Source organism: Clostridium merdae (assembly GCF_900176635.1).
GTDB classification, from domain to species: Bacteria; Bacillota; Clostridia; order Oscillospirales; family Acutalibacteraceae; genus Faecalispora; species Faecalispora merdae.
In genome coordinates this window covers 275,418-289,715 of the sequence record NZ_FXLN01000004.1, presented here as the reverse complement: position 1 = coordinate 289,715, position 14,298 = coordinate 275,418, and the positions used below count along the sequence as shown (strand labels likewise).

The 14,298-nt window shown below is 40.0% G+C and carries 12 protein-coding genes and 1 tRNA gene; 8 read left to right on the top strand and 5 right to left on the bottom strand.

Going from position 1 to position 14,298, the window contains the following annotated elements:
- Positions 1-220: 220 nt before the first annotated feature.
- The 4 genes from CAN90_RS06775 to CAN90_RS06760 all read left to right on the top strand — a co-directional run bounded on the left by CAN90_RS06775 (position 221) and on the right by CAN90_RS06760 (position 4,374).
- Positions 221-1,141, top strand: a complete 921-nt coding sequence (locus CAN90_RS06775; protein ID WP_341456298.1) for a hydroxymethylglutaryl-CoA lyase — start codon at positions 221-223, stop codon at positions 1,139-1,141.
- A 225-nt stretch (positions 1,142-1,366) separates the two neighbouring features.
- Positions 1,367-2,362 (top strand): methyltransferase, encoded by a 996-nt coding sequence (locus CAN90_RS06770; RefSeq protein ID WP_085833086.1) that lies wholly within the window; start codon positions 1,367-1,369, stop codon positions 2,360-2,362.
- Positions 2,355-2,807: a MarR family winged helix-turn-helix transcriptional regulator gene (locus tag CAN90_RS06765; protein ID WP_085833085.1), complete on the top strand. Its 453-nt coding sequence runs from the start codon at positions 2,355-2,357 to the stop codon at positions 2,805-2,807. Before CAN90_RS06770 ends, CAN90_RS06765 begins: the two co-directional genes overlap by 8 nt.
- A gap of 208 nt (positions 2,808-3,015) precedes the next feature.
- Complete coding sequence (locus tag CAN90_RS06760) at positions 3,016-4,374, top strand: hypothetical protein (protein WP_085833084.1); 1,359 nt, start codon at positions 3,016-3,018, stop codon at positions 4,372-4,374.
- 114 nt (positions 4,375-4,488) lie between these two features.
- On the opposite strand, the gene CAN90_RS06755 is transcribed toward CAN90_RS06760, so the two are convergent.
- Together CAN90_RS06755 and CAN90_RS06750 are read right to left on the bottom strand one after the other, a co-directional pair.
- Entirely contained in the window at positions 4,489-6,912 is a 2,424-nt protein-coding gene (locus CAN90_RS06755) for a flavocytochrome c (protein WP_085833083.1), read from the bottom strand.
- Positions 6,913-6,926: 14 nt separating this feature from the next.
- The gene (locus CAN90_RS06750) at positions 6,927-7,529 is read right to left on the bottom strand and encodes an NADPH-dependent FMN reductase (RefSeq protein ID WP_085833082.1); all 603 of its coding nucleotides are present in this window, start codon (positions 7,527-7,529) and stop codon (positions 6,927-6,929) included.
- Positions 7,530-7,696: 167 nt separating this feature from the next.
- Here CAN90_RS06750 and CAN90_RS06745 point away from each other — a divergent pair, with 167 nt between their 5' ends.
- Together CAN90_RS06745 and CAN90_RS06740 are read left to right on the top strand one after the other, a co-directional pair.
- Complete coding sequence (locus CAN90_RS06745) at positions 7,697-8,635, top strand: LysR family transcriptional regulator (RefSeq protein ID WP_085833081.1); 939 nt, start codon at positions 7,697-7,699, stop codon at positions 8,633-8,635.
- 1 nt (position 8,636) lies between these two features.
- On the top strand, positions 8,637-9,584 hold the full coding sequence (locus CAN90_RS06740; RefSeq protein ID WP_085833080.1) for an FAD:protein FMN transferase: 948 nt from the start codon (positions 8,637-8,639) through the stop codon (positions 9,582-9,584).
- A 1,099-nt stretch (positions 9,585-10,683) separates the two neighbouring features.
- Here the strand turns inward: CAN90_RS06740 and CAN90_RS06735 are convergent.
- A tRNA-Ala gene (locus tag CAN90_RS06735) sits at positions 10,684-10,759 on the bottom strand.
- A gap of 143 nt (positions 10,760-10,902) precedes the next feature.
- The gene (locus tag CAN90_RS06730; RefSeq protein WP_085833079.1) at positions 10,903-11,724 is read right to left on the bottom strand and encodes an EFR1 family ferrodoxin; all 822 of its coding nucleotides are present in this window, start codon (positions 11,722-11,724) and stop codon (positions 10,903-10,905) included.
- A 301-nt stretch (positions 11,725-12,025) separates the two neighbouring features.
- On the opposite strand from CAN90_RS06730, the gene CAN90_RS06725 reads away from it, so the two are divergent.
- Both CAN90_RS06725 and CAN90_RS06720 read left to right on the top strand, forming a co-directional pair.
- A complete protein-coding gene (locus CAN90_RS06725; RefSeq protein ID WP_085833078.1) occupies positions 12,026-12,277 on the top strand; it encodes a GlsB/YeaQ/YmgE family stress response membrane protein in 252 nt (83 codons plus the stop codon).
- A 236-nt stretch (positions 12,278-12,513) separates the two neighbouring features.
- Positions 12,514-13,176, top strand: coding sequence for a DUF4867 family protein (locus tag CAN90_RS06720; protein WP_085833077.1), 663 nt, complete (start codon positions 12,514-12,516; stop codon positions 13,174-13,176).
- A gap of 207 nt (positions 13,177-13,383) precedes the next feature.
- Here the strand turns inward: CAN90_RS06720 and CAN90_RS06715 are convergent, their stop codons facing one another.
- A complete protein-coding gene (locus tag CAN90_RS06715; protein ID WP_085833076.1) occupies positions 13,384-14,073 on the bottom strand; it encodes a CPBP family intramembrane glutamic endopeptidase in 690 nt (229 codons plus the stop codon).
- Between the last annotated feature and the right edge of the window lie 225 nt (positions 14,074-14,298).

Below are 14,298 nucleotides of genomic sequence, written 5' to 3'. Positions count from 1 at the left end.
AATATAAATATATATTTGATATAATTTGCTATTATCTTTTTGTATTCCAATATTTTACACTTACTTGTTTTTCATAATTGAAACTGAACCATTAATCTCTTCTATGATTTCATATAAATTATGTATTGGATTCTTACTGCTAAATTCGTTTAAGATAGTGTAAGAGATGTTGACTCGACATTAAAACCACATTTTTATAATACATTTGGAGGTAGTGGACATGATGAATTTACCATCCTCTATTACTTTGTGTGAGGTTGGGCTACGTGATGGTCTACAAAATGAAAAAACAATACTTACAACCGAGCAAAAGCTGGAGCTGCTCCGTGGGCTTATTGATGCCGGATTTACCGTTATTGAGATAGGTTCATTCATGCACCCAAAGGCAGTACCACAAATGGCGGATACCGATGAATTATACAAGCAGATAGGTTCCGTTCCGGGTGTGGAGCTACGGGCATTAATTCCCAATATAAAGGGGGTTCAGCGTGCTGTATCCTGCGGATGTAAAAAAGTGAAGCTGAACGTTTCTGCAAGCCGACAGCACAATCTGAAAAATTTGAATATGTTACCGCAAGAGAGTGTGGCAGGATTCGCCCCTTGTGTACAAGCAGCACAAGAGAATGGAATCGAAATTTCTGGTTCTATTTCTATGCCGTTTGCATCCCCCTGGGAGGGCCGTATTCCTCTGGAAGATGTAGATGCTATTATTCAGGCATATCTCGAGGTCGGAATAACAGAGATTTCTTTGTCAGACACTTCCGGCATGGCTGTACCGAATCAGGTGTATCGAATATGTTCTTCTGTAAGAGAAAAGTATCCGCAAGTTAACTGGTGGCTTCACTTCCATAATACTCGTGGCTTGGCAATGGCAAATATACTTGCTGCCATGGAAAGTGGTATGACTCAATTTGACAGTTCGTTTGGCGGGCTGGGAGGTTGTCCTTTTGTACCGGGGGCAGCTGGTAATATTTCTACCGAAGATGTGATTCATATGTGCGATGAATCGGGAATATCCACCGGGGTAGATATTGTGAAGGTGATGGAACTATCCCGTACAATACAACAGCTTTTAAACCACGATACGGACAGCTACATTCTACGTGCCGGGCGTTCCAGCGACCTTTTAGCGTCTCATTAAAAGGAACCATACCTAATACTTACTTACAACAAATCCTTATAAGATTTGCTTCAATCACAACAATAGTACAATCCTCCCTTACTATGTGAGGGGGGATTGTACTTTTTCTATCTATTTAAAATTGTTTGTATGCTTGACATACAACATAAAGTTATGTATAGTTAGTTTATGCTAACTATACATAACTTTACAATAGAAAAGTAGAGCAGAAACGGAGAGATAATTATGAATCAGAAATCCACACCGGGCTACCTGCGTTACTACACCATGCTGGAGCAATACCAACAAGCACAAATTCTATTTACAGCGATTCACCTAAATGTATTTACCTACCTTAACGAATGGACGAGTGTGCAGCAAGCCGCACATAAGACAGGCTATCAAGAGTTCGCTCTCGGGCATTTTCTATTGTCGCTCAGTGCATTAGGCTTTTTAGAACGGGATGGCGAACGGTATCGTAACACCCCTGATTCCAGTGCTTTTTTGAGCAAGGACTCTCCCCTTTACATTGGTGAGACCCTATTATTCCGTGAAAAAATGACCTCACTACAACAATTAGGTCAACAAATTTCCGGGGAAATAGAACGCGCACCAACCTATGATTTCGCCATGCTGGCTCGGGTTACCGTACCAGAAATGTATGCGACCGGCCGGGTTAGTTCATTTTTAGAGGCAATGAAGGAATTATTCCCCCAAAATAACGCTCCCGTAAAAATGCTGGATTTAGGTGGCGGCTCGGGTATTTTGGCGATGGAATTTGCAAAGCAATACCCCAATAGCTCCGCCGTTGTATTTGAGCACCCAAGCGTTGCTGCTACCAGTAGAATGATTCTACACGAGCAGGGCGCACCAAAAAACGTGTCTGTTATAGAAGGGGATTTTAACAAAGACCCCTTTGGCGGGCCTTATGATTTACTAGTTGCTTCTGGTATATTGGATTTTGCAGCGGAACATCTTTCGGACTTCCTTCAAAAAATTGCAAATACACTTTCTCCGAAAGCCTATTTACTGTTAATTGGGCAGCTCTCGAACAACCAAGAGCAGCCACCACACCGCTTAGTTAGCTGGCTGACTGGCCGCTTAAATGGTTTGCCACTGGCGCCTTCTGGTTATGATGTAGAAAACGCACTGAAAGGAGCTGGTGTATTCAGATTGCGGGAAGTGAATGCGGGTAGATTCTGCGGTCTTTTATACCAAAAGGAGAATAACGACAATGAATGAGCTGTCAAAGGAAGTGGTGGATTCTTTCATTAGATTAACGGAAAAAATAGCAAATATCAAAACCAACATTTTAAATTTTGGCAGTGAGGATATGACGTTCTTTCGTGGCGAGATTCACATAATACAAATGATTGGCGACCACCCCGGTACATTCAGCTCTGAAATCGCAAGGCAATTTGGTATCACAAGAGCGGTTGTGCATAAAACACTTTTAAATCTAGAGAAACGTATGCTGATTGTAAAAACAAAGGATGGTTTAGATAAAAAGCGAGTCAGGCTGTTTCTCACCGAAAAGGGAATGCGCGCCTATCATCTTCACCGCGAATACCACAATACCCATGATAAAGCATTATTTGAGTATATTGATTGCTTAAATCAAGTTCAATTAGAAGCTATTCAAGCATTCTTAGAACACGCTAATGATTTGATTGAAAATCATGCTTAATAAATCACTAAGCTGCAAACAACCCATTTTTTCCTATTTTTAATAAATGCAGGCTTGAAACTTTTCCAAAGTAAGAGTTTCAAGCCTGTTTTTTTATGTGTTTATACAATGAATACAGCATAAAAGCTGATCGTTTTATTCTTCACATGCTTGTATAAAAGAACATAGTATATTTCATGACCATCACCCGTGTTAAGGAGGCGATCTTTTGGTAACCTTGAGCTATCTCCATATTTTATACATTACGCTATTATTCGTTATGCTCTGCCTTATGGCGTTCCGTAAAAGTATAGTACTGCCCTGCATCATCGGCATACTCATAGTTGGCGGTTTTGCTACCCAAAGTGTAATTGGCAGTATTCAATCATTATTCAACGCATTAATCTGGACTGGCAAAGAGTTCTGGAGCATTATCGCTGTAATATCCATTGTAGTGGCAATGTCCAAATCCCTTTCTGCACTCGGCGCAGATGTGCTAATGGTTCGTCCTTTTGTACGTTACATGAAAAACCGTAGTGTCACGTTCCTTTTGCTTGGTTTTGCCATGTTTGCTGTTTCCATTTGTTTGTGGCCCTCGCCAGCAGTTGCACTTGTAGGAGCCGTTATTCTCCCCCTCGCTCTCGAGACGGGCATACCCGTAGTATGGGCAGCTGTAGCAATGAATCTATTTGGCCACGGGATGGCTCTTTCGGGAGACTTTTTCATACAGGGAGCGCCCACCATAACTGCCAAAGCCGCAGGCACAACTGTTGGTGCTTTAATACAAGAAAGCTTTGTGCTCTGGGCCGTGATGGCTGTTGTTACTGCTACGGTAGCGTTTATTATGTTCCGGAGAGATGTTAAAAATCTTCCGCCGGTGACTGTAGACCGTTCTTCCATCCAGGCGGAAAAAGCAAAGCCTGCTGCCGTAGCAATTGCCATTGCAACCCCAGCTTTGTTTTTATTAGATGTTATTCTTATGCTCATTTTTAAATTGCAGGGTGGCGATGCAACCGCCCTAGTAGGTGGTACTGCACTGATTATCCTTGTTGTAGCTACCTGCCTGAATGGTGGAATTATAAACGCCTTGGAGAAAGTCATAGACCATTTAAAAGAAGGCTTTGGCTTTGGTATCGATATTTTTACTCCCGTTATCTTTATAGCAGGTTTCTTCTTCCTTGGCGGTGAAGATTGTGCGAAAGCCGTTCTTGGTTCACAGACCGGCATCATGAATGATATTGGCCTTTACCTTGCGCAAAACGCACCCATGTCTCGCATTCCCGTTGTATTGGCGGAAGCAATGGCTGGGTTTGTAACCGGGCTGGATGGCTCCGGCTTCTCTGGGCTGCCTATTGTGGGTACAACAGCAGCTACCTTCGCACAGGCCATACCTGTGAATAAAGAAATGCTCGCAGCTCTTGGCCAAATTGTTACAATTTGGGTAGATGGCGGTACACTGATCCCGTGGGCAGTAATTCCTGTTGCAGCCATTTGCGGGATTCGTCCTGAAGAATTGGTACGTAAAAACCTTATTCCTGTATTCTCTGGGCTCGCCGCTACAATTATCGTTGCCTGCATCTTAGTTTAAATAGATATAAGTAACAAAAAGCCACCGGAGTTATCCGGTGGTTTTTTGTTTTGGTAGTATTCTGTGACCATAACAATCAAAATAAAATAGCTTATGGTTTCCAATGACTTAATATTAATTCATTTCGTCCACAGCCGTTTTTCCAGCAATTCGTCCAAAGGTAAAAATATCAGTTAACGCATTACCGCCAAGACGGTTGCCTGCATGAATACCTCCAGCAACTTCTCCCGCTGCATAAAGATGTTTAATCGGTTGGCCGTTTTCATCTAATACACGGGCTTCTGTATCAATTCTAAGTCCGCCCATGGTATGGTGAACCGCTGGCTTTCTTGGTGTTGCATAGAATGGAGCTTTCTCCACCTTTAAGCTAAAGGTGTCCTTATGGAACTCAGGGTCAAACCCTGCATCAACATAGGAATTATATTTATCCACCGTATCCCTTAGGACTGATGGCTCCATACCAACTTTAACTGCCAGCTCTTCTATGGTATCCGCTCGAAATAGGGTCCCTGCTTCTACCTGGCGGTCTATCTTTTCCTGACTTGTATTGGCTGCGGTTTTCTTTATCTCATCATCCGCAATGAGGTAGAACAAACTACCTTGGTCAATGGCTGCTTTTGTTAATACATCTCTACCGGAAAATTCATTGATAAAGCGTTTCCCTTCGCGATTGACGATTACAAAGTTTTCCGGTGGTACCTGCAACCCACTGAACAGCTCGCCCGTATCCGGGTCAGATACTGGCATCATCTGAGTAAAGCCCATTCCCGTCAGCGCCGCTCCTACGGATTTACCAAGCATGATACCATCACCCGTCATGGCGTAGGAATTGGTGGTTCTTATGTCATCATCAATATTACTCCAGTAGGTGTTATATTCCTTTAACATCTTTGTATTGGCACCAAAGCCACCGCTCGCAAGAACGACTGCTTTTGCATGAACCGTAATCTTCTGTCCATTCACACCGGTTGCTATAACTCCTGTAATTTCACCGTTCTCTATAATAAATTCCTTTACTGGACTGTCTGTTATAATCTTTCCGTTCTGCTCTTCTACATATTTATGAAGTGCAAGGATGAACGCAGTACCATAGCTTTTAACAGGCTTATGACCGCGGCGCCATAATGCACCAACGGGAGCAAATACAATGCTCTTATCATACTCAACGCCGATTTCCTCGAGCCATTTTACACTCTCTAAAGCTCTGTCTGTCAGAATTTTCACCAGGTCGTATTGACCATATATGGTATCGCCATTTAAATCTGTTCGTTTGCCGCCAAAATAGGTCTGCATTCTGTGAAGAAGAGGGGAATCAAACAAATGACCTTTACCGGTACCAAACTTGTTTTGGTAAGCAGCAAATTCTTCTTTTAAAGCGCGGAAGTCTTCGAGATATTCTGCATGGATTTCGCTTTCATCGGTATTTAGCAGTGACTCAATGGTATGTCTTTCTCCTGGATTCTCATCAAACATGCTCTGCCACTCTGGATCTGCCGCATTCACAGGGCCACCGGAACGAATGGTATTACCGCCTACCGACGGATATTTTTCAAGAACAATAACACTGGAACCATTCTGCAACGCGGTAGCCGCTGCACTTAGGCCCGCACCGCCTCCACCTACAACTACAACATCACAAGTGTATTCTTCGTCTTCTCTGTTACGGCTGCTGGCTGGTTTAGGACGTCTCTTAAGAATATCGGGATTTACTCCGGCAAGCTTCACTGCTTTGGCTACACCATCAATAACTGCATTGCTGGTTTCTGATGCACCAGAGAGAGCATTTACATTTAACGTTTGTCCCTCAAGAATTTTATCTGGAATTCTTATAAAAACTACATCAGCAATGCCTTCTGTTTCACCTTCAGTATCTATGTGAATGCTTTCAATTCGTTTTTCACTAAAGGAAACTTTCATAGGTAGATTTCCGCTGTGGCCGATTGCACTAACCTCATATTCACCAGGTTGGAAGGAGAACTCCTCTTCCTCATTGAGCTGGTTGGCTATTTTTGCAAAGCGCATGAAGCGAAGGAAGCAAATCTCAAGAAAATCTATGGTGCCTTCATTGTTAAGATTACCGGCGTCATCAAATGCCTTACTTGCACTGCCGAGTAAAAACTCGTAGCCTGGCATTACATTGGCATCCACACCTGGTGCGTCAAGAATCTGACGAAGATGGAGCTGTGCACGAGAGGACCCCTGAGTTCCAAGGGAAGCACCAACAATCATCACCGGCTTGCCTGCAAGTGGATGAAGATCAAAGCTCAACCACTCAATTAAGCTCTTAAGACCGGATGGGATGGAATGATTATATTCCGGAGTAGCAATAATAACACCATCACATTCCGTTATCTTATCGTTGAACATCTGTAATACTGGGCCATAAGACTGATTCTCCGATTGGTTAAACATAGGAACATCTGTAATCTCTAAAATTTCTATGTCAGCCTTCGTTTCAAAGTGCTTTTTCATAAATTGGAGCAGTTTTCGATTGTAAGATTTTTTTGAATTCGTTCCAACAACAGCTATAAATTTCATTGGTACTTTTCCCCCTATTCTTGCCAAGTATATTTTTTCGCTTTTTTATTTAAAGCTTTCTCTTCCAATAACTTGGATGTAATTTTCGTAAACAGAACAAACTCTCTGAAAATTTCTTCAAGCTCTAATAGCTTATCTGCATAAATGAGTTTGCCTGAAATATCAAATGCGCCCTGTGATTTTCCTAATAGAAACTCGCTGCTTGGCATAATTCTGGCTGCAAGCTCGGGGGAATCTAGTATCTGTCTTAAATGTGCCTGTGCTCTTGAAGAACCAAGAGTACCATGAGATGCTCCCACAATTAATACAGGCTTGTCCGTAAGTGCCTGACTTGTGTAACTAATCCATTCAAGTGCACTTTTTAGAACGGCTGGAATAGCGTGATCATATTCTGGGGTTGCTATAATGACTCCATCCGCATTCAAAATTTTAGCAGATAGCTCTGTTACCTTTTCTGGAACTTCAGAATCTTCATCCGGTTCCATAAAAGCAGGTAAATCCTTAATTTCATAGACTTCAATCTCTGCTTCAGCAGAAAAATGCTTCTGCATAAATTGAAGCAGCATACGATTGGTAGACATATCTGAATTCGTGCCTACGATAGCTAAATATTTCATAGTATTCCCCTTCCTGTACATTCGGCTTTCACATTAAATATATGTTTGTTATTATTTTAATATATTGTATGCATATTATCTAATAGTAATTTATTGAAGTTTAATAACTAATTTGTTATAATCAAAACAAATTAAAAAAGTATACTTTTTTTAAAGGAAGAAATGAAATGTCTAAATATTCCTCTCAGGACATTCTGTATTATATTGATGCCATTTTAAAATACAGCAATTATAGTAAGGCCGCGAAATCACTTTACATTTCGCAGCCTTATTTGACGCAGGTAATTAAAAGGGCAGAAAGCGAGCTAAACTGTGAGCTGATTATGCGCAACAAACTGCCCTACCGATTAACCGAGCAGGGGAAAATATATTATCAGTATTTAACTTCCTTAGAAAACAAATACTCTCGGCTACTTAAGGATATCTCCGATGCATCCAATATTGACAGAACAGTCATAAAAATAGGGGTGCTTCCCAGTCTAGGTACCTACCTTTTGCCTCTTTTTATCCCAGAATTTCTGGAAAAGCACCCGAACTGCAGAATTGAGCTTACAGAGGTTTTACCGGAAAAAAGTGAGAGGCTTACTCAAAACAATGAATTGGATTTTTGGATTGGACAAAATTCACGAAATATATCTCCGAACCTAAACTCCGTTAGCTGGGGAAGACACAGGTACCGAGCCATAATTCCCCGCTGCTGTGATCTTTATCAAAACGAAACCGCCGTTATTCCAGAAGGAACCATCGACATAAGTAAAATTTTATGCCAAAGATTGGTACTAACCTCCAAGGGGTCTGCCATAAGAAAACAGATTGATCAATTATTAAATATTTATAAGGTGGAGCCGAACATTATAATGGAAAGTACAGATATTAACACTGTACTTAAGCTGGCTACCAGTAATTTAGGGCTTGCCATTGTACCAGAAAGTGTTCATGTTAAGGAGGTCCCATCTAAATACAATATATATCCCATACCCATTGATGAACTGAGCTTAGATTACTTTATGGCATATCACACGGAAAAAAAACTAACCGATATTGAAAATGACTTAATCGATGCCTTTTTAACACATGGGCAGAGCCAATCCTTTATAGGAGACTGAAATGACTGAGCATACGAAAATCTTATATCTTATGGGAACAAAAATCTCCCTTTATGTTAAGGCAAAAGATCCTGAAATTCTGGTAAAAAAAGCGGAAGACCTGCTGAATCATTATAATGAAGTGTTTAGTGCCAACAGGGATGACTCACAGCTTGCCATGTTGAAAAGAAAAGCTGCATTTGCACCCCAAAGGGTAGATAATGAGCTTTATGAGCTGATAAAAATCGGAAAAAAGCACAGTCTTTGTGAAGGCTCTTATTTGAATATCGCAATCGGACCATTGATAAAGTTATGGAGAATCGGCTTTGCCGAAGCACATGTACCAGAGAAAGATGCGATTGAGAACGTGCTAGAACTACTGAATCCTGAGAATATAGAGCTGGACGATAAAAAGAAAACCGTATTTTTTTTAAAAAAAGGCATGGAGATAGACCTAGGAGCCATCGCAAAGGGTTATTTTGCGGATAAAGTCATGGCACTCTTTCGGCAAGAAGGAGCCATCTCCGCAATGGTAGATATGGGAGGCAATGTTCTCGTTTTTGGAGAGCCTCCATCCCATGGAGGTGAGTGGAACGTAGGAATACAAAACCCATTTTTGCCAAGAGGAAATGTGGTCGCAATCGTGAAAATAAAAGACCAATCCGTAGTAACGTCAGGCATATATGAAAGGGTATTAGAAAAGGAAGGTAGCAAATACCACCATATCTTTGACAGCAAAACAGGCTACCCGATGGAAAGTAATATTGCCTCTATCACTTTCGTTGCCGACTCCTCCCTAGACTGTGACATCAACACCACAAAGCTATTTGGATTCGATGCGGCCTCTATCATTCATAAAGTGAATAAAATGAAAGATATGGGAGCTATTGTAATTACTAGAGATGGAAAACTAGCTTATACCGACAATCTTAGAGGAAAAATAGTAATAGGTACAGAAAAACGAGATTAATAGCGTTCAAAGATGACCTTACTATGGCGAATAATGCCATATTTCCTTCTATTTTAACATTTATCTCACTGGTTTTCGCTTTTCTTTCAATTTGCGGGGCTGAAACCAAAGATTTAATGTGGGATGAGAGTATAGATAGGGGTATGGCATAAAAATCTTCGCTTTGGCGGCTTGCTTTTAATCATGAACAGTATTATTTTAATTTTAAGAGAATTAGCTTGTGTCTATGCGGTTACTATTTTAGAACTTCTTTCCATTCTCATCATATTGCTTTATTCTTATATATTTAATAAAGTAGGTGGCTAAATTGTGTAAATGCATTTATTGTAATAAACAAATAGAACAGCCTTATTCAATCACTGCAGGTATAAACAAAGAATTGCTACATTATTGCAGTAACGAGTGCGTAAATCGAACACAAGCTTCTTTTCGATTCCTTAACCGATCTAGGCCATTTTTTACGGTTGGTATTATTATCTCAATCATTTTGATTTTAGTATCCGCTATTTTTTTAACTATTTCAAAAATGTGGATTGGGAGCATACTTTTGGGTACAGGCTTCGCATTATTGGGTCTAACTGTTTTAATAATGCCTCTAGCCACCCCAAAAACATTTTCCATGTTTGGCATTAAAAAGACGTTAATAATTACTCGATTCGTCGGTTTATGTATTATTATTATTAGCCCTCTCCTTGTTCTTTTTTTATTATGAATTTCGGTTCATGTACAGTTTTGAGAGATTTTTAGCACGATTTCCCTGAGTCGAAACGAAAAGCCTTATGATTCTTTTAAATATCTCCTGACGGAGGTTACAAAACATTTGGATGAAAAAGGCAATCGTTACTGCAAAGTTACTTTCGTGGTCGGTAAAACATCTAATTAAATGCAGAAAACCACTGTAAAAACAGCCGCTCGTACGAGCGGCTGTTTTTACAGTGGTACTCAATATGGGAAGATGTATTAAAAAATCACCCTTGGCTCTTTGAAAATGGAGCAAACAAATTTTACTATAACTCTATTTCACCATTTTTTATAAAATGTCCTGGTAAATTTAAAATAAAATAAAGCCACAAGGTATTACCCTTATGGCTTCTACTAATGGTGGAGAATAGCGGGATCGAACCGCTGACCTCCTGCATGCCATGCAGGCGCTCTCCCAGCTGAGCTAATCCCCCATAGGCTGCTCTGCAAAAAACACTGTTTTTCGCTGAACTGCCTGACTATAATACCATGATACGCCTAAAAAAGCAAGGGCTTTTTTAAAAATAATGTCTTTTTATGTATTCTTCCAATCACATATAAAAGGCTTTATTAAATATTACAGAAACAATTCCGGCTCTGCCCTACGAGCAAAACCTTCTTCCAATTCATGCTGATGATATAGGTACCCTTCATCCGTATAGTATTTAGCTCCTTGAGGGCATTTCTTAATGCAGGCTCCACATTTAATACAGATGCCGGTAAATACACGAACATCCTCAAAGGAAATTGAGCCCATGGGACACACCTGCGCACACAACTTGCAATCATTGCAAGCTTCGCTGGTTTGGGGCTTAACCTTTCGAATATCGACCGGGGTGCCTTTTCTGTCTCTCGGCTGATAATAGCCACGATATGGGTACGGTACTCCCTCTACCGCGATGAGAGGTAGTTCTTCCTTAGTCAGCAGTTTTTCAGCAATGCGATGACCAAATTCCACAGCCAAAGACAAATCTTCCGCATCAGGTCTTTTGGCTGCCAAAACACGAGAAAAAGAGTGTTCACCGATAAAAGCAGCAGCCGCTATTGGGTGAAAACCCGTTTTAAGTAGCAAATCACGAAGTTCTATCAAAGCATCGTCATAATTCCGGTTGCCATAAAGCACTACTGGAACTGCCATAGCTTCGTTGCCTTGCAGAGTGTCTAAAAACTTTAGTAGAACATTTGGCACTCGTCCTGCATATACTGGAGTCCCGAAAATTACCAAATCGTCTCTTTCAAACACCAGTGGACACTCTCGGCCTTTGGGTAGGGTAAAATCCTTACAGCTTACAGGTAAACCCAACTTCTCCCCTACTGACTCTGCTATTTTCCTTACCGTTTTTTCTGTGGTACCCGTAGCACTGAAAAACACTGCCTTTATTTTTTTAATCTCACACATTTTCCTCGCTCCTTATTATGTATAAACGTATCTTCCACACTCTTTATGTCATTATAGCACATTTCGTCATTGTGTATTTTTTAAAACTGTAGAACAATTGAATTTTTATTCTAAAAGCTTCATAAACTAATTATATCACACCATTTTAGCTTCTGCCCTTATCATTCGAATTAACAAATCTGTTTTTATGGTAATTTTCACTGTACTTTTGCCACTCTATTTGTTGAGTAATGAATAAGCCTATAAATTTTGGGGCAAAACTTTATACATACTATCTAAGTGGTAAAAAGGAGGTTTTTGAATGGGTATACTTGCTTGGATTATTATTGGTGCTCTAGCCGGCTGGATTGCAAGTAAATTTATGGATACAGATGCCTCAATGGGCGCATTTGCAAACATTGTAGTAGGTATTGTTGGCGCCATGATTGGCGGCTTCATCATGAACATGCTTGGCGGGGTTGGAATCACCGGGTTTAACCTATGGAGCCTACTGGTCTCTGTGATTGGTTCCGTTATTCTATTGTGGATTTTAAGAATGTTCAAAAACCGTTAACACACAAGTTTACACTTTGAATAAAGAGCAGGTAAGGGGCAAACGGAGTTTATCCGGATGCCCCTTACCTGTTTTATTTTAGCTTGATTTGTCATGTGACTTGAATTCACTCTATTTTAATCGCATCACAAAGCTTTCTTTTTCTATATATGGAAGATTGGATTTTATGCCAAATCATGGTAAGATAGAATTATTATTTAACTCATATTTTAAGATTCATTATAGGAGGTTTCAATATGTTTTCTGAACTGCTAAAGAAAAACCCGACTCTCTCCCTGTATCCGGTTACGCATGAATCCTTCCGTCAATATGGGCGAATTGTTACAGAATATGATTTTTCTTCCTGGCTGCAAACAATGGCGGAAATCGCAGTTCCCGATTCTGGCAATATGTATGTGGCTGATGAACCAAGGCTTTCGAAATCGCCCTTGGCTGACGCTGTAAAAGAACGATTAAACGGTTCTATGCCAATTCAGGTTGGTTATTGCAATGGCAATGGGAGTCAATTAAATGCGCTGGAATACCATAAAACTCCCGAGCTAAATCTTGCTGTAACCGATCTTGTGCTTTTACTGGCAGATGTGCGAGATGTTGAAAACAACACACTTGATACCTCTTTGGTGAAGGGATATTACTTGCCCGCTGGAACAGCATGTGAGCTTTACGGTACCACACTTCACTTTGCACCGTGTAAGGTAAGCGACAAAGGATTTCAGTGTGTTGTGGTATTGCCCAAAGGAACCAACCAGCCACTTAAACAACTGCCCGCAAAAGCAGACGGAGAAGAAAAGCTGCTATGGATGCAAGGAAAATGGCTTATCGCTCACCCAGAAAGTGAATTGGCGCAAAATGGAGCCTATGCTGGCTTAACTGGAGTAAATCTATTAGTTGAATATTAAAAATCACTTTATATATAACATTTTAATTTTTATATTTGGGTTGAAAATCGATAACATTTTAGCTATCTACATAAAATAAATTTTCAAAATAACAAAGAGAAGCCAGTGGCTTCTCTTTGTTATTTTCATTTAGTTATATTAAAGTGATTAAACAATAATCTCATATCTAATATCTCACAGTATGGTACGCAAACAACGAGGCCATCATTAGGTAATCATCACATATACAAAGGCCGGTAATAGATATGCAGATATAATATCGTAAACTCCATGTGCAATAATGAGAGGAGTGATACTCTTTCTTTTGGAAAGGAACAAATAGGTACATAGAATGATGGTATTCAATGTTATATTAAAGGCTTCTCCAAACACAAAGCGAACTGGAGGCCAGTGAATCATATAGAAAATGATACAGTTAAAAAGAATTACGATTATCTTATTATTTGTAATCTCTAAGGATTTGTGTAAAATAAATCCACGCACCATAAGCTCCTCTGTAAATCCCACGCAAAAAATACAGTAAAGTGACATTATGCCAATATGTATCCAATCAGGTGGTGATGCAAACATCTTGTAATCCATACCCATCAAAATCAGAGGAATTTGCTGAACAATAAACATTAATATTCCTATAAGTATACCAAATACAATCTCTTTGAAAGTGATCCCTTTGAGTCCGATACTGCTCAATGGTCTCTTTTCTATTTTGATAACGTAAAAAAGAATGATGGAAGCGACTAAAAGATAAAATACAACTCCAGTCCATAATCCATCAATCTTTAGTAATTGCCCCACCCAATTATTAGAAACACTCAGAAGCAAAACTATAAAATAGCAAGCTATTATTTCGATTCCTGCCCTCATTCTTGAGCTGTTTGAATCAGTCATATTTTTCATTTATACCTCCTTTATTGTATTCAAGTATTATATTACCATATTATTCCTAACTGCGCCATGCTTGTTATTCTTTCCCCTCTATTGAAAGGAAAAACGCTCGGTATTTGATAGAGTTAGCGATAGCTGAGGTGTTTAACGGTTTACCCTTTTCATTCAATCTCTTATTTGTATTACGGGCGGGTGCTTTGCTACATGAAAATACCGCCCCGGCACAAAAAGTGCTGG